Here is a 15,361-nt window from a genome sequence, read left to right as displayed (position 1 = left end):
AATAGTTCTCCAAATGCTTCGCCCGTACAGTGGTCAGTTCTCAGTTGCGCTTCTACTTATGACTGACCCTGCAAATCAAATATTGGGAAAGATTTTTGAATGTAGATCAAATATAGTTAATCTAAAATCTAAAATCGAATTATAACCAATCATCGTCATCATCCCAGTTATCCTGATAGCTAGGGCGTTTGCTGCGAGTGGGACGACTTTCATAATTAGGAGAACGATTTTGATTTTCCCTGCCATAGTCCCTGTTAACACCTCGGTTAGATGAATCTCGTTGGCGATAGTTATCTCTGTAAACATCCCTTGGCGGTTCTTTTTCTTTTTCACCCACAAAGATTTCCCGGATAGCACCAAATAAATCTTCATCTTCATCCTCAGCATAATACTGACGGACCTCTCTATTCAGTTCATACAGAGCATCTTGTAAATCAGCATAAGCCTGATCAATACCGCGATCTTCGTCAGCTTGTAAACTTTCTCGTAAATTCCGGCAAATATTATCAATGCGTTGACGACGGTTGCGGGCAAATTGCATTCCCATTTCCAAAGCTACTTCTCGCAGTTGTCGTTCTGCTTGTAATATTAACGCTTCGGCGCGGGTCCGTTTTTCAACTCGTTCCTTCCTTTCTCTATCAACATTGGCGTATTTTTGAGCATCCTGAATCATGCGGTTAACTTCTGACTCACTTAAAGTAGAAGCGTCTTGAATAGTAATGCTTTGTTCTCTGCCAGTAGTTCGATCTAGGGCTGTTACCTGGAGAATCCCATTAGCATCAATATCAAAAGATACTTGCACTTGGGGAATGCCTCTGGGTGCGGGAGGAATGCCATAGAGTTTAAACCGTCCTAATGATTTGTTATCTGTGGCCATGTCCCTTTCACCTTGGACAATATTGATTTCTACGCTATTTTGGTTATTTTCAGAAGTAGAAAAGATGTCAGAACGACGGACTGGGATAGTTGTATTGCGGGGGATGAGTTTTTTCATGACACCACCGATGGTTTCTAAGCCCATAGATAGGGGTGTAACATCTAAGAGGAGAACATCTTTAAGTTCCCCAGCGAGAATACTGCCCTGAATAGCTGCACCCACAGCGACGACTTCATCAGGATTGACGTTTTCGTTGGGTTCAATGCCAATTAAATCTTGAACTAGCTGTTTCACCATGGGCATTCTCGTAGAACCACCAACTAATACGACTTCTTCAATATCTACAGGAGAAACTCCGGCATCTTTTAACGCCCGCTTAACTGGTGTTCTTAATCTACTCAGTAAGTCTACACATAAACCTTCAAATTGCGATCGCGTCAGCCGAGTTTCTAGGTGTTTTGGACCATCTTCCGTGGCGGTAATGAAGGGTAAATTAATATCGGTGACACTGACGGCAGAAAGCTCAATTTTCGCCTTTTCTGCGGCTTCCATTAACCGTTGCAAAGCTTGGCGATCGCGTCTTAAATCTACACCTTCTGCTTCTAAAAACTGTTCCGCTAACCAATCAACTACTTTTCGATCAAAATCATTACCACCGAGTTGAGTATCTCCACTGGTAGCTTTTACCTCAAATACGCCGTCACCCACATCTAGTAGGGACACATCAAAAGTTCCCCCACCTAAATCAAACACAAGAATAGTTTCTGTATAACCTCGATCTAATCCGTAAGCCAAGGATGCCGCTGTGGGTTCGTTGAGAATCCGTAAAACATCTAAACCAGCAATTCTACCCGCGTCACGGGTGGCTTGGCGTTGGGAATCATTAAAATAAGCCGGAACAGTAATCACAGCCCCAGTCACAGGTTCACCTAAATAACGACTAGCATCATCAGCTAATTTTTTCAACACCATGGCGGAAATTTCTTCTGGGGAAAATTCCTTATTTAGCCGGGGACAGGCAACTTTAATATTGCCAATTTCATCTTTACGGATAGTGTAAGGAACACGCTTAGAATCCGGGTTTAATTCGCCATACTTGCGCCCAATGAAGCGTTTCACCGCAAAAAAGGTATTTTGGGGATTAAGGACGGTTTGCCGTCTGGCCATTTGCCCCACAACCCTTTCCCCTTCTTTACTAAAGCCAACGACGGAGGGGGTTGTTCGCATTCCTTCTGCATTGGCAATCACCACCGGCTTGCCACCCTCCATGACGGCGACTACTGAGTTGGTTGTACCCAAGTCGATGCCAACTACCTTGCCCATGCGTTACTCGTCTCCTGTTGCGTGTTTTGTAAATTTATTATGATATGATAATACTGCTTTTAGCTTGGTGCTAAATCAGGTCAACAATCCAATTGCAATAGTCATTAAATCAGAAATATCCAATGATAACAGCATTGCTACTTGCTACAGGATAGCATTTAGAAAGAGGTAAGAGGTAAGAGGCAAGAGGCAAGAGGCAATTAGACTTCACTTGCGATTACGATTATGGCTTCTGATGGACTGGGATCTCGTAATTATCTCGCAAACTGTCATGAATTTTCACCCAAGTTCCGTCTCTGCGCCAGTTGAATTAATAAAAAAAGTGAAATGATAAGAAAAGTTAAAAATTTCAAATAAATATAGTACGTATAATTCGCAGTGTTGTGTGTGTGATATAAAGTCAATTATGGGTTTTCAGAATCCACCAAACAACTCGTCTGAATATTGCTAGTATGATAAAATTTACTCTATCTCGTCTTTTGCCTTTAGTTGTTGGTAGTGCTGCTGCTGGTGTCCTTGCTAGTATGTCTCCTGCTAAGGCGGTGGTATTAACTGTTGCTGGAACTTCTTACAATGTGACAACCATTAATGGAACTTACAATGACAATAATAAGAAGATTGAATCTACTCCTTGGTGGGGAGATATGTCTATTGCTCAGTCCCTTAGCAGTTCACTCCCTGGCAACTTCGCTCATTACGAAATTTCCGGTATTGTCCATACATACATGAATTCAAACCCGAAGGCTTGGGATTCCGGGTCGATTCATACCTACGCAGTCGCCACCCCCGTCCCTTTCGACATTTCCGGAAGCGCTACCATTCCCGCAGTCGGCGCTCTACTCTTGGCCGCAAGATGGAAAGCTAGAAAAAGCATAGCATCAAAAACCCGCACTGCCAACCCTGTTGTAGCGGTTTCCTAGGTGGACAATTGTTGGGGTGACGCTTTGTGTTTAGACCTGACCTTGGGCGTACTGCTATTGCTGATGCCTAAACTCGTCAAAAACCGACTACCCCAACTGCATTTTTCTTGTTTCTTTTTTGGTGGTTTATATCGCTTGCAAAAGCATTTGTAGCGTTTACAAGCAATTTATACCATATATTTAAACAGCGGCAATAAATTCTTCTACTGTTAACCCAGCAGTTCGTATCAGTCCACGTAAAGTCCCTTTTGCCACCTCATGATGATCAGAAACAGACAAAGTTACTATTTCACCTTCTTTGACCAAAATTATATGACTTGCACTTTGGCGTGCAAATCGCCAGCCTAGTTTTTCAAAAATACGAACTACTTCTTGTCCACTCAGAACAGGTAGTTTTGATGCCATAACTATACTAAGACTTCTACTTGTTTAGTTTCAATAGTCAATGGCAACCCCATTTCTGCCCTCACTTGTAAGCAAGCAGAAATCGCATCTTGAATATTATCTAAAGCCTCTTCTTTTGTCTCTCCCTGACTAATGCAACCAGGAATACTAGGACATTCAATAATCCAGACACCATCTTCGTCTCGATCAATCGTGACATTGAATTTCATACTAAGTTGTAGTTAAGTAATACCTGTATTTTAGCTTTGAAAATTTCGATTATTAGTCTTAATGGAAGATTATCGCAGATTCTCGGAAAAAGTCAATTGCTGGTATATTTCACAAACTACCATAAACGGGAATTGCTGCACCACGGACATCCTTGGCTGCTTCTGAGGCTAAAAAACAAATAACTTGGGCAATAGATTCGGGTTTTACCCATTTATCAGCGATTTCTGTGGGTGTACCTACTCTGTTAGCGGGGGTATCAATGACACTGGGGAGAATGGTATTAGCGGTAATGTTAGTACCTTTGGTTTCATCGGCGATCGCTTTTGTTAAGGCTATCACCCCAGCTTTAGCCGCAGAATAAGCTGCCAAATTTCCCGCAGGTTCAGCCCCAGCGCGGGAACTTACAGTCACAATCCGCCCATAGCCATTTTCTAACATACTTTTGAGGCTATATTTGCAAGTCAAAAAAGTTGTATTTAAGTTTAAATCTATTTGTTGTTTCCAATCATAAAAACTGTATTCGTGAGTTTTTCCTTTGGAAAATCCACCAACTAAATGAATTAACACATCTACTTTTGTCATGCGGCTGACAAGTTTTTCTACTGAGGCTTCATCTTCTAAATTAGCAGGAATAAAATGAATTCTGGCAAAATCCGCAGGGGAAATAATTCCTTTGAGACGTTCTACATCTTTAGGACTACGATAAGGAATAGTTACGTCTGCACCTTGGGCTATAACTGCGGGTGTTACACCCAAACCTAGTCCCCCTGTGCCACCTGTAAGTAAAACTTGTTTGCCTTTCATAAACAAGATGCACTCCTATGATCTTCTTTAATTCAAGATAGCGCGGATTTTATGATCTTGATTTTGTTTCGCGCAAAGGCACAATCACGCTTCGTGTTCGTGCAACGTGCCGGAGGCATATCTCGAAGAGTAGGAGCAAAGACGCAAAGGAAGAAATACACTGAAAATTGCTGTTATAGAGACACGAAATTTCGCATCTCTATTTTAAGAACCTATTTAAAGCTGTGGTTGTAGATGTTGTACTAACTGTGCGGCTTGCATAACACCTTCAATTTTGTCTACGGGCTTTCCTTGTTTAAATAGTACCAAGGTTGGTAAAGCCGCAATGCCATACTGACTGGCTAATTCTGTATACTTTTCTGTGTCAATTTTGACAATTCGTAATTTATCTTTCAATTCGAGGTTGACTTTTTCTAAAATGGGTACCATCATTTGACAAGGACCACACCAGTCAGCATAAAAGTCTACTAACACGGGTACATCTGAACCAGAAAGCATTTCTTCAAAGCTGTTGAATTGTTTTTTAGTTGCCATAATACACACCAATTTTTAATTAATCGTTTGTTTTCATGTTAGTTCTTAGAATCTGGAATTTGTATATGTTTATATTTTTTATAGATCCCCTTTTTAGATTCCCGACTTCTCTCAGAAGTCGGGAATCTGGGTATTAATCTCTTACATTGTCAAAGATTGGGGATTGGTTTCAATCAATTTCGCTAAGTCTTGCAAGAATCCGGCAGCATCAGCGCCGTAAATAATGCGATGATCACAGGTAATAGTCACTTGCATTTGTTGACGCACACCAAATAATCCATCAGGTGTAGCAACTACTTGGGGACGTGATGCACCAATGGCTAAAATAGAACCTTGTCCAGGGGGTAAAATGGCATCAAAGGTATCTACACCAAACATTCCTAAGTTGGAGAGGGTGAAAGTACCGCTGTTATATTCTACTGGTTGTAGTTGTTTAGCTCTAGCGCGTTCTACTAAAGATTTCCAATTGCGAGATAAAGAGTAGATATCAACTGCATCTGCATTTTGTAAAACGGGTGTGATTAAACCACCATCATCCATGGCTACGGCAACAGAAACGTTAATATTAGGGTGATTGACAACTCCCTGATCTGAGTAGCTGGCATTAAGGATGGGGTGTTTTTGTAATGTTACGGCTACAGCTTTGGCTAATAGCGCAGTCATTGTCACACCTTTGGACTTAATTTGTTTGTAAAGTTTATCGAGTCCATCGGTGCTAATTGTGTAACTGACACGGAACACAGGTACAGATAGACTGGCTACCATGCCCCGAACTACGGCATTTTGTAAGGTTGTGAATGGCACTACTTGACCAGGAACGGCACTAGTAACTACTGGTGTGGCGACAGGTGCAGGTGCAGCTACGGGTACAGGTGCGGCTACGGGTGCGGGTGCGGGAGTGACAACGGGGGTAGTAACGGGTTGGACTTTACCGACTGCCACTTCTATATCTTCCGCCACAATGCGACCGTAGGGACCGCTACCTGTGAGGGTATTTAAATCTACTTTGAGTTCTTTGGCTAGTTTGCGAGCGCGGGGTGAAACTACGACTCTGCCGGGTTCATGGTTAGAACCATTTTGAGATGGGGTGGCAGGGGCGGCAATTGCGGCAACGGGTACGGGTATGGGGGCAGGTGTGGAGGGGGCAGCAGCACCGTCTGCGTTGGCTAAGGACTGGGCTGTGGCTATTTCTGCTTCTGTTTCGGCAATGTATGCGATCGCTGCGCCAACTGGGGCGGTTTCACCAGCGGGAACAATGATATGGGCAAGATATCCTTCATAGAAGGTTTCCACGTCCATATCAGCTTTATCTGATTCGACAACCACCACTGTTTCGCCTTTCTCCACTTTATCTCCAGGCGACTTGACCCAGGAGACAATTTTGCCTTCGGTCATGGTGGAACTCAGCGCCGGCATAAATACTTCGTTAATGCTCATGATATGGTGGTTTCAGAATCAATTATATATGGACTTCAATCTACGAATTTTAACAGTTTTGTGATCAAGTGGGTGATTTTTTGGAAAAATCAGATGATTGATAACTATCTGTTTTTTTGCACAAAACACAACCGATTACTTGATTGTTAGCGGTTTTGGGGAATTGAATAGATTTTTATGAGAAGATAGTTCTTCCTTATCAATTCTATGATAACAAATTCAAAATCATTTGTCAACCCCCTCAATTATTAATTTCCCCCCTACTAGGGTAGTGGTTAAGCGTGATAATGATTGGTGTCAACTTCATGGATGAGCTTTGATAACTGTAGAGGCAGAGCCTCTGTGATAGCATTCCCAGTCAGAGACTGGGAACGAGATATGCTAAACTTCTACTTCAGTGCTAATGTTAGATATCTCCGCGAATTTCTTCGACAATACCATCACGGAGGACAACTTCAACCTGCATTTTACTAATCAAATTATCACCTAGTTCAATCCGGAAAAAGCTTTCCATTTGAAATTGATTAACTTCTTGATCTAATTCCAATAATTGTACTTGCTGGAGGTTTTGCAGCATTTGGTTTTTCTGCTCTAGAAGTTCACTTTTCTTTTGATTGACTTGCAGTTGAATGTTGTCAATTTGTTGGAGTGTTTGGGGTCCTGGTGGTTGCACACTCTGTTTTTGAATGGCGCTAACTGCTCTTTGTCCTTCAACGTCTAATTGTTGCAGTTGTTGGTCAACTTGATTAATTTGACCTTGTAGTTGCTGTTGTACTTCCTCTTTCCAGAGACTAGTAACTATGGCTTTGACATTAATCGGGCGTTTTAAAAGCAATTGAGGGTTGGAAACATCCATAAAAATTGTCCGTTCACTCTTAAATAGTTTGTAGTTTGGGGGAAGTCAGGAGTCAGGAGTCAGGAGTCAGGAGTCAGGAGAAAAAAAGAAAGAAAAAAAGAAGAATTTTCTTCCCATTCCCCTCTGCGGGGCTGCTTCCCTATATCTCCATTAAGTTCTGAAAGATTATCTGCGATTTAGGGAATTATTTGGCAAACATTGCGTTAATAATATCGCAATATCGGGACATGACAACGTGACGACGGATTTTGAGCGTTTGTGTCATGAGTCCATTTTCAATTGAGAATTCTTCCTCAATGAGTTTGAACGGTCCAACACGATCATCGGCTCGGTAGCTGGGACGGTTTTGAACTTCCCGATTTAATTCCTGACGAAACAAATCCTGGACTATTTTACTCTCTAAGTCAATTTTTTGACTATTATTTTGAGTTTCTGCCCATTTTTCTAAGGCTTCTAGGTTGGGAACAATCAAAGCGCCAATACTCCGTTGATCTTGCCCTACTAACATGATTTGGTCAATATAGGGTGATCTTAAACAAGCATCTTCTATGGGCTGGGGTTCGATGTTTTCCCCATTGGTTAAAACAATGGTGTCTTTTGCTCTACCTGTTAATACTAAGTCATTTTCAGGAGTTACCCAACCTAAATCACCGCTATCAAACCAACCTTCTGTGTCTATGGCTTTGGTTGTGGCTTCGGGATTTTGATAATAGCCCTGCATGATTTGTGGCCCTTTGAGCAGGACTAAACCCCGTTCTCCCACTGGTAGAGGTTGACGAGTCTCAGGATTGACAATTTTCACTTCTGTACCGGGAATTGGTTGTCCTGAAGAACCCCGTAAATTTCGCCAAGGACGACGAGCATTAGTTACTGGTGAGGTTTCTGTTAAACCATAACCTTGTAAAATTTCCACCCCAACAATTTCAAAGAAGTTATCTATATATGCAGGTAGCGCCCCACCACCGCTAATAACGTGCTTGATGTTGCCGCCAGTAGCTTCTCGCACTTTGGTATAAACTAATTTTTCACCGAGTGCATGGAATAATAATAAACCCAATTCTGTTATTTTGGCTTGGGAACGTTCAATAAATGAAGCGTGAATGTGATTTAAACTCAATCCCTGGCAAATACGCCGTGCTTCAATATATTTCTGGCTCGTTTCTAGTAAGAACTTGACCAAACTTTGTTTTTTGGCTGGTTGTTCGCGGAATTGTTTTTGCACTCCTTCATAAATTGATTCCCATAGTCGAGGAACAGCAATCATGTAATTGGGTTTAAATTTCTTTAAATCCCCTTTCACAGAACGCAAATTAGTGTAAATTTGGGTACAACCTTGAGAAAGTAAGAAATATTCTCCACTGCGTTCATAACTATGCCATGTGGGCAGAATACTGAGGACGGTATCACCTTTTTTGGGTTGGACAACCACCCCCAAACTTTTAACTTGGTGCAGCAAATTTTTGTGAGATAGCATCACACCTTTAGGTTTTCCCGTAGTACCAGAGGTATAAATTAGGGTTGCTAAACTTTCGCTGCTTTGTTTGGTAGCTATTAAAGTGTTGTTACTACCAATATCTAATAATTGGGAAAAGTTCACCACTGGAAAATTGCGTTCTGTGGGTGGTGCTTCATCAGAAAGGAGAACTACCAGCTTAATCGGTAATTCATTTAAGCTTTCTCCTAACTTATTTAGAGTTTTGAGATCCTCAATTACTAATGCGGTACTGCCACTATGGGAAATAATATAGAGTAATTCTTCTCGTTCTGCTTGGGCGCTACGGACTGCATTTACCGCTCCAGCGGTCATTATACCTTGATCGGCAATAAACCAGCGGGGACTGTTATCAGCAATGAGGGAAACCCGTTCACCATAGGGAAGAGTGTCGCTATTGTTTATATTGATGCCTAATGTCTGTAAACCAGCCGCAAATTGTTGAATTTGCCCTGACAACTGACTATAGGTAATTTTTACTTCTGGTTTGGAGTGGGGGTTATGCAGGGCAACAATATTACCAAATTTCCTGGCAGCTAAAGTCCAAATTTCTGGGAGTGACTCCACATTTGTGTAATCTACTAAACTCTGTAAAGCCAGGCTTTCCCGCTCAGAAATGTTAGCTAAGAAAGAAGTTGCAGATTGGGTTTTTGTCATAGATGCTGATGTTAAATTTAAATTGGTGATTTTTTCAATTTAATATAACGGTATTTAATAGACATCTGGTGAAAATTAAATATGCGTGACTTACAACCCTTGTAGAGACGTTCCATGGAACGTCTCTACATTCTTTTCTGGAGATGTCTAATACGTTAAAAGCACATTGTTGATGACAAATTACTGAATTATCACCGTTACATCTAGAAAAATCTATGCTAAACTGATTTTATATAAACTAAATACTATGGTTGAGTCTTAGGACATTGCCATATATTTTAGTTTTAGTCAAACTGTTTTCACGTAAATTTCATTTGGGGGTGATTCCCTATAGATTTGATGGATGTATTATTGCTCACCGTCATCAATGCTGGGGCTTGTTTGGCTTTGCCTAAGCTGCTATCTATGGTTTTGGTTCGTAAACCTCAACAATCTCAACCATTTGCCCTTACTCCTAGTTGCAAATCCGCCAAAATGGCAATGACCAGTTTCCCATATTGTACAGCCTACGGATTAACTGGTAGTCAATCTTGTAAATTTAGTCCGAATTTTTGTTCCCAATGTTCTCCTAATTAAAGAGAATATTAGCGAATAATAGCAATCCTCAATTATTTGTGAATATATTTATTTTCTTCTCTGCGCTATTCATAATTCTCGGTAAAAACATCAATTTTCACAAATCAGACAGGATTGCTATACATAACAGGGAATAGAAAAGTTGCAAGTATTTAATTTACTTATGCAAGTCAAAGACATTCAAAAATTCAAAAATGGTGTTTAGAATGCAAAATCAAGATGTAGTTATCACAGGGAGAGTTATTTATGACTTTATTTGATGGTCTATTTTTAACAATATTGAATACGGCTATTTGTTTGGTTTTACCAAAGCTGCTATCTCTGGCTTTATCGGCAAAAAACTAAAAATCAATATCATCTTTAATGGTTTTTTGTTTTTCTCTGCGCCATTTTGCTCTAACTAAACGAATTTCGTCAAAACTGTAGCTTTCACCTAAATTTTCCCGAATGGGTGTGAGGGCAATATCACCAACAATTTCTAAAACGTTCCAGATTTTCTTTTGGCGTTCTAAGGGGACTAATTTACTTAAATCTACAGGTTGTTTTTTCTCAATTAAATTGGAGAGATGATTGATAATTGTGGCAGTTTTAACGTTGCGTTGTTTAGCGATGTTTTCAATACTCAAACCCTGGTTATATAATTCCAATGTTGTTAATTCTGTATCAGAAGGTGAGTGAGAATGAGGTGAGGAACTAACTCGATTAATAGTCTTTTCTTGTAACCCTTGTTCTTGGCGGTATTTTTGAATTTCTGCTAAGAATCTTTCGCCATATTGAGATAATTTATGACTACCAACCCCGGAAAGATTGCCAAATTCATCTAAGGTTTTTGGTTGGCTTTGTGCCATTAATTTGAGGGTAGAATCATGGAAGATGACGTAGGGTGGTACTGCTTGTTCGTCTGCGAGTTCTTTCCTAAGCGATCGCAATTTTTGCATTAGCACTTCTACATCTGCTGCTTTGACATTTTCCTCTTCCCAAGTAGTTTTCTTTGCTATAGGAACAGCAATGGAAACTGGGCGTTGTTTTCGCATTACTTCCCAACTCAAAGCATTAAGTTTTAAAATTGAATAACCGTCTGCGGTTTGTTCTATTAACCCTTGATGTAAAAGTGATCTTCCTAACATTCGCCATTCATCTACTGTTTTATCTTTGCCAATTCCATAGGTAGAAAGTTGATCATGTTTATTAACAACAATTCTCTGATTTTTTGCGCCTCTTAATATATCAATAATATGTAACATTCCATATCTTTCTTTACACCTGGCCACACAAGATAGAAATTTCATGGCTTCAATTGTCCAATCTTGGACAGGTTTAGGATAAAGACAATTATCACAATTTCCACAATTTCCCGGAAATCTTTCGCCAAAATAACTTAATTGAATTGTGCGTCTACAGTCTGTCCCTTCTGCATAATCAATTACCTGTCTTAGTTGCTGTTTAGCTATTAATTGTTCTTGGGGATCTGGTTTTTGATTAATACTCCATTCAATGGTTTTAATATCACCATAATTGAAAAAAAGTGTACATTTGGAAGGTTCATCATCTCTGCCGGCTCGTCCTGATTCTTGATAATAACTTTCTAAATTTCGCGGTAAATCGGAATGAACTACAAACCGCACATCGGGTTTATTAATCCCCATCCCAAAAGCAACCGTAGCCACCATTACTCGCACATCATCCCGAATAAACCGAGTTTGATTTTTTGATCTTTCCTCATCACTTAAACCAGCATGATAAGGGAGAACTGAAACTTTATCATTTTGGAGTTTTAAAGTTATTTCATCTACTTTTTTGCGAGTTAAACAATAGATAATTCCTGAACCTTCATTTTCTCTAACTATTTCTAATAATTCTGCATAAGCACGATTACTTTTAGAACGGACTTCATAATGAAGATTTTGGCGGTTAAAACTGGCAATATGAATGCTGGGTTGTTTTAATCCTAATTGTTCGATAATATCAGCCCTGACTCTATCTGTAGCGGTAGCAGTTAAAGCAATTGTCGGTACATCAGGATAACGTTTTCTGAGTAATCTTAATTGCCGATATTCTGGGCGGAAATCATGCCCCCATTCTGAGACACAATGGGCTTCATCTATGGCAAAGGTGGAAATTCCGACTTTTTCTTTAACTACGTCTAAAAGCGGGAGAAATCGTTCACTAACGAGGCGTTCTGGGGCGACATAAAGTAATTTTATTTTACCATTCATGATCGCTTCTTCACGGGAGCGAACTTTATAGGCATTAAGACTACTATTCAGAAATGTGGCAGAAATGTTATTAGTTCGCAGTGCTTCTACTTGATCTTGCATTAAGGCTATCAATGGTGAGACTACGACTGTTAAACCTGGTTTCAAAAGTGCCGGTAATTGAAAGCACAGAGACTTACCCCCACCGGTAGGCATGACTACCATTAAATCACGATTTTCTAAGGCTTCTTCGATAATTTGCCGTTGTCCAGGGCGAAATTGATCATAACCAAAGTGATGTTTTAAGGCTTTTTCTAAGTGGGGGTACTGAAGCATGGTAGATGGCTGCTGCGTGTCTGAGTTGTGATGAAGATATTAGAATTTTAACGCACGTTGGGGGAATGGGGAACGCTAGAATTTATAGATAGGAAAATGTCTGAATCAGGATGTCCAGGATTAAAGGATGAACAGGATAAAAATTAAAGTGTTGAATTTTATTAATTTTCTAAAATTTCTTCTATCCAGAGTTATAAAAAAGTGACGTAAAGTGATAATATCTGTATTTGTAATGATATTATGTACTCACGTTGCTTTATATACATAAAAATTTATTATGGATGAGGTTTCTACTAAGCTTTTAGCAATTTTCCAGAATGTGAATGAGTGGCTGAAGTTTGCAGAGGCTAAAAATGGTGTTCTGCTGGCTTTTTCTGGCGCTGCTATTACTGCAACTATCACTCTTTTAGCTACAGCACAAAATATTCCCAATTCTTTAAATTTCGGGTTGTTGTTAACAACGATTTTTCTTTGTATTTGCGCTTTGATTTGTTCCCTGTCTTTTTTGCCTAAAACAAATCTAGAGGATCTTTTGTGGTTGCGAGATAGACAAAATAAAAAATCACATTCTCAAGATCCAATAAAAGATAATTTTTGGTATTTTGGACATTTACAGAAATATAAACCGGATGAATTACTGGAAGTATTGAACGAACCCTATTTCAAGGGTAGTGTAGATATAACTAAAGTAGAATACAAGGAATATAAAGATATTGCTGCACAAATTACTATTAATGCCGAAATTGCTTTTTTGAAGTTTGAAGTTTTTACCTATGCGATAAAAGTTTTAATTACTTCTATTTTAATAATTCCCTGTTCAATTCTGATAAGTTTGGTTATTTATCGGCGTTTGTGATTTTCATGATATCTTCAATGATTTTTGACAACAAAAACGAAATATATATAATGTAAACATATACATTCTGTAAGGGTTTAGCAATGCTCAACCCCTACAGCAAACTATATTTAATATTCCCAATTTCATCAATTTAGATTTACTCACAGAAAATAAAAGCACCTATCATGTCAGAAGAAAACATTCGATTAACTGTAGTTCAACTTGATTTATTTCAGTCTTCAAAATCAACTAATTTTATTGAAGATGAATTAGGTGTAGAAGGTACGAAAATCTTTGTTTATAAGATTAGAGAATTTGTTAAAAATGCTTTTAATAAAACTTTTGAAAATCATGAAATCCATGAATATAATGAAATACATTCTTTAGGTGGAGATGGTTATCGCATATCATTTAAGGATGTAGATAAGGCATATACATTTGTAGAAAATTTTCGTAATTTGGTTGATAATTATAATCAACAAGACAACAAGAAGCGATTATTTCGTATTGCCGCAGCAACTGGTAAAGTTTTATATGATAAATCTCAATCAAATATTGATAAAATAATAGGACATCGTGTTTTGTTTACAGTTTCTCGAATGGTTACAGCAGCAGAACCTGGTTGGTTGTATGTTGATAAAGCAACATATCAAGCAATCCCTCAAAAGTCGCAAAATAATTTTATTCTGAGAAATATCGAAGGAAAAAAGCATGAAAATAATTTTGATGCTTATGCTTGTCCAATGTTATGTGATGCTTCGCCATTCATTCAGCCTTTTAATTTTGAAATTGCTATTATAGATAGGAAAAACAAAGTTAGTTACAAAAGCAAAGAAACTAAAGAAGTAAAAATTGAAGCTAAATACTTTATTGAAAAGTTAGATAATAATGTAACCCTAGAAATGATATCTATCCCAGGTGGAATATTCCAGATGGGAACAACAGAGGATGAAATTGAGAGGTTGTGTAAACTATATAATGAAGACTATTTCAGAGGATGTTTGAAAAGTATCAGAATTAATCGAGATCCCCCCAACCCCCCTTACAAAGGGGGGCTAAATTCCTCAAAGTCCCCCTTTTTAAGGGGGATTTAGGGGGATCTGCGGGTGTCAGATCCCACACGAGAAAGTTTTCAAACATCCTCTCAGACGAGAAGGAGAACAACATGGTGTAACTGTACAATCTTTCTGTTTCGGTCGGTATCCTGTCACTCAAGCGCAGTGGAAAGCAGTAGCTTCTTTCCCACAAATAAATCGAGAACTAAATCCTAACCCATCTCATTTTCAAGGAGCAAATCGCCCTGTTGAGTGCGTTTCTTGGGATGATGCGGAGGAGTTTTGCTTGCGCCTCTTACATCATACTAAAAAACAATACCGCCTTCCTAGTGAAGCAGAATGGGAATATGCTTGTCGCGCTGGGACAAAAACAGCATTTCATTTTGGTGAAACACTGAAAACAGACTTGGCTAACTATAATGGCAAATATGGTGGTGAAGGAGATTATCGACAGGAAACAACAGAAGTAGGTAGTATGAAGTTTGCTAATAGGTTTGGATTATACGATATGCACGGAAATGTATGGGAATGGTGTCAAGACCATTGGCATGATAGCTATGAAGGTGTGCCTACAGATGGAAGCGCATGGATAAATACAAGTCATAATACAAAAGGAAGAATTCTTCGCGGTGGTTCTTGGTATACTGGTCTGGCAAATTGTCGTTCCATGCGTCGTCTTTACGCTAATTCAGGACAGGAACATAACACCTACGGGTTTCGAGTTGCTTGTAGTTCTTCATGGATTTTGTAGTTTTTTAGACTTTGACTCTTTCGCTTGCGAGGGAAAAATATTTTTTTTCAGAAATCAAGAATGATACGAGGAATTTATTCCTCATTTGAGGGCTG

The 15,361-nt window shown here is 39.3% G+C and carries 15 protein-coding genes; 6 read left to right on the top strand and 9 right to left on the bottom strand.

All coding sequences use genetic code 11. The features are described 5' to 3' along the window. Nucleotides 1-139: 139 nt before the first annotated feature. A complete protein-coding gene (dnaK, locus tag FJR06_RS13460; RefSeq protein ID WP_168651602.1) occupies nt 140-2,200 on the bottom strand; it encodes a molecular chaperone DnaK in 2,061 nt (686 codons plus the stop codon). A 452-nt stretch (nt 2,201-2,652) separates the two neighbouring features. On the opposite strand from dnaK, the gene FJR06_RS13455 reads away from it, so the two are divergent. Both FJR06_RS13455 and FJR06_RS13450 read left to right on the top strand, forming a co-directional pair. Beyond that, complete coding sequence (locus tag FJR06_RS13455; RefSeq protein WP_168651601.1) at nt 2,653-3,120, top strand: hypothetical protein; 468 nt, start codon at nt 2,653-2,655, stop codon at nt 3,118-3,120. Next, nucleotides 3,121-3,273: a hypothetical protein gene (locus FJR06_RS13450; protein ID WP_168651600.1), complete on the top strand. Its 153-nt coding sequence runs from the start codon at nt 3,121-3,123 to the stop codon at nt 3,271-3,273. 27 nt (nt 3,274-3,300) lie between these two features. On the opposite strand, the gene FJR06_RS13445 is transcribed toward FJR06_RS13450, so the two are convergent. The 7 genes from FJR06_RS13445 to FJR06_RS13415 all read right to left on the bottom strand — a co-directional run bounded on the left by FJR06_RS13445 (nt 3,301) and on the right by FJR06_RS13415 (nt 9,515). Then, nucleotides 3,301-3,525, bottom strand: a complete 225-nt coding sequence (locus tag FJR06_RS13445) for a type II toxin-antitoxin system HicA family toxin (protein ID WP_168651599.1) — start codon at nt 3,523-3,525, stop codon at nt 3,301-3,303. Nucleotides 3,526-3,527: 2 nt separating this feature from the next. Further along, nucleotides 3,528-3,734 carry a type II toxin-antitoxin system HicB family antitoxin gene (locus FJR06_RS13440; RefSeq protein WP_168651598.1) on the bottom strand — a complete coding sequence of 69 codons (207 nt, stop codon included), beginning with the start codon at nt 3,732-3,734 and terminating at the stop codon, nt 3,528-3,530. 109 nt (nt 3,735-3,843) lie between these two features. Beyond that, nucleotides 3,844-4,539, bottom strand: coding sequence for a 3-oxoacyl-ACP reductase FabG (gene fabG, locus FJR06_RS13435; RefSeq protein WP_168651597.1), 696 nt, complete (start codon nt 4,537-4,539; stop codon nt 3,844-3,846). 216 nt (nt 4,540-4,755) lie between these two features. After that, a complete protein-coding gene (gene trxA / locus FJR06_RS13430; RefSeq protein ID WP_168651596.1) occupies nt 4,756-5,073 on the bottom strand; it encodes a thioredoxin in 318 nt (105 codons plus the stop codon). Nucleotides 5,074-5,214: 141 nt separating this feature from the next. Further along, nucleotides 5,215-6,510 carry a dihydrolipoamide acetyltransferase family protein gene (locus FJR06_RS13425; protein ID WP_168651595.1) on the bottom strand — a complete coding sequence of 432 codons (1,296 nt, stop codon included), beginning with the start codon at nt 6,508-6,510 and terminating at the stop codon, nt 5,215-5,217. A 406-nt stretch (nt 6,511-6,916) separates the two neighbouring features. Beyond that, entirely contained in the window at nt 6,917-7,366 is a 450-nt protein-coding gene (locus tag FJR06_RS13420) for a YlqD family protein (RefSeq protein WP_015083358.1), read from the bottom strand. Between the two features lie 184 nt (nt 7,367-7,550). Beyond that, nucleotides 7,551-9,515 (bottom strand): long-chain fatty acid--CoA ligase, encoded by a 1,965-nt coding sequence (locus FJR06_RS13415; RefSeq protein WP_168651594.1) that lies wholly within the window; start codon nt 9,513-9,515, stop codon nt 7,551-7,553. 339 nt (nt 9,516-9,854) lie between these two features. On the opposite strand from FJR06_RS13415, the gene FJR06_RS13410 reads away from it, so the two are divergent. Continuing rightward, a complete protein-coding gene (locus FJR06_RS13410) occupies nt 9,855-10,091 on the top strand; it encodes a hypothetical protein (protein WP_015083356.1) in 237 nt (78 codons plus the stop codon). Nucleotides 10,092-10,432: 341 nt separating this feature from the next. Here FJR06_RS13410 and recQ read toward each other — a convergent pair whose 3' ends face one another. Next, nucleotides 10,433-12,622 carry a DNA helicase RecQ gene (recQ, locus tag FJR06_RS13405; RefSeq protein ID WP_168651593.1) on the bottom strand — a complete coding sequence of 730 codons (2,190 nt, stop codon included), beginning with the start codon at nt 12,620-12,622 and terminating at the stop codon, nt 10,433-10,435. A gap of 277 nt (nt 12,623-12,899) precedes the next feature. Here recQ and FJR06_RS13400 point away from each other — a divergent pair, with 277 nt between their 5' ends. From FJR06_RS13400 to FJR06_RS13390, 3 genes are all read left to right on the top strand, one after another. Then, entirely contained in the window at nt 12,900-13,478 is a 579-nt protein-coding gene (locus FJR06_RS13400) for a hypothetical protein (protein ID WP_015083354.1), read from the top strand. Nucleotides 13,479-13,645: 167 nt separating this feature from the next. Then, a complete protein-coding gene (locus tag FJR06_RS13395; protein WP_041458585.1) occupies nt 13,646-14,554 on the top strand; it encodes a hypothetical protein in 909 nt (302 codons plus the stop codon). 4 nt (nt 14,555-14,558) lie between these two features. Then, a complete protein-coding gene (locus tag FJR06_RS13390; protein ID WP_168651603.1) occupies nt 14,559-15,266 on the top strand; it encodes a formylglycine-generating enzyme family protein in 708 nt (235 codons plus the stop codon). Nucleotides 15,267-15,361: the final 95 nt, after the last annotated feature.

The sequence above is a fragment of the Dolichospermum sp. UHCC 0352 genome, from assembly GCF_009711925.1.
In the GTDB taxonomy this organism is placed as follows: Bacteria; Cyanobacteriota; Cyanobacteriia; order Cyanobacteriales; family Nostocaceae; genus Dolichospermum; species Dolichospermum lemmermannii.
Note: the sequence above shows the minus strand (reverse complement) of the source record. Positions and strands in the feature narration are given on the sequence as shown.

Bases quoted from the DNA above. Each gene is read 5' to 3' on its own strand.
- dnaK (WP_168651602.1), bottom strand. From the start codon at position 2,200: ATGGGCAAGGTAGTTGGCATCGACTTGGGTACAACCAACTCAGTAGTC.
- FJR06_RS13455 (WP_168651601.1), top strand. From the start codon at position 2,653: ATGATAAAATTTACTCTATCTCGTCTTTTGCCTTTAGTTGTTGGTAGT.
- FJR06_RS13445 (WP_168651599.1), bottom strand. From the start codon at position 3,525: ATGGCATCAAAACTACCTGTTCTGAGTGGACAAGAAGTAGTTCGTATT.
- FJR06_RS13440 (WP_168651598.1), bottom strand. From the start codon at position 3,734: ATGAAATTCAATGTCACGATTGATCGAGACGAAGATGGTGTCTGGATT.
- fabG (WP_168651597.1), bottom strand. From the start codon at position 4,539: ATGAAAGGCAAACAAGTTTTACTTACAGGTGGCACAGGGGGACTAGGT.
- trxA (WP_168651596.1), bottom strand. From the start codon at position 5,073: ATGGCAACTAAAAAACAATTCAACAGCTTTGAAGAAATGCTTTCTGGT.
- FJR06_RS13425 (WP_168651595.1), bottom strand. From the start codon at position 6,510: ATGAGCATTAACGAAGTATTTATGCCGGCGCTGAGTTCCACCATGACC.
- FJR06_RS13420 (WP_015083358.1), bottom strand. From the start codon at position 7,366: ATGGATGTTTCCAACCCTCAATTGCTTTTAAAACGCCCGATTAATGTC.
- FJR06_RS13415 (WP_168651594.1), bottom strand. From the start codon at position 9,515: ATGACAAAAACCCAATCTGCAACTTCTTTCTTAGCTAACATTTCTGAG.
- FJR06_RS13410 (WP_015083356.1), top strand. From the start codon at position 9,855: ATGGATGTATTATTGCTCACCGTCATCAATGCTGGGGCTTGTTTGGCT.
- recQ (WP_168651593.1), bottom strand. From the start codon at position 12,622: ATGCTTCAGTACCCCCACTTAGAAAAAGCCTTAAAACATCACTTTGGT.
- FJR06_RS13400 (WP_015083354.1), top strand. From the start codon at position 12,900: ATGGATGAGGTTTCTACTAAGCTTTTAGCAATTTTCCAGAATGTGAAT.
- FJR06_RS13395 (WP_041458585.1), top strand. From the start codon at position 13,646: ATGTCAGAAGAAAACATTCGATTAACTGTAGTTCAACTTGATTTATTT.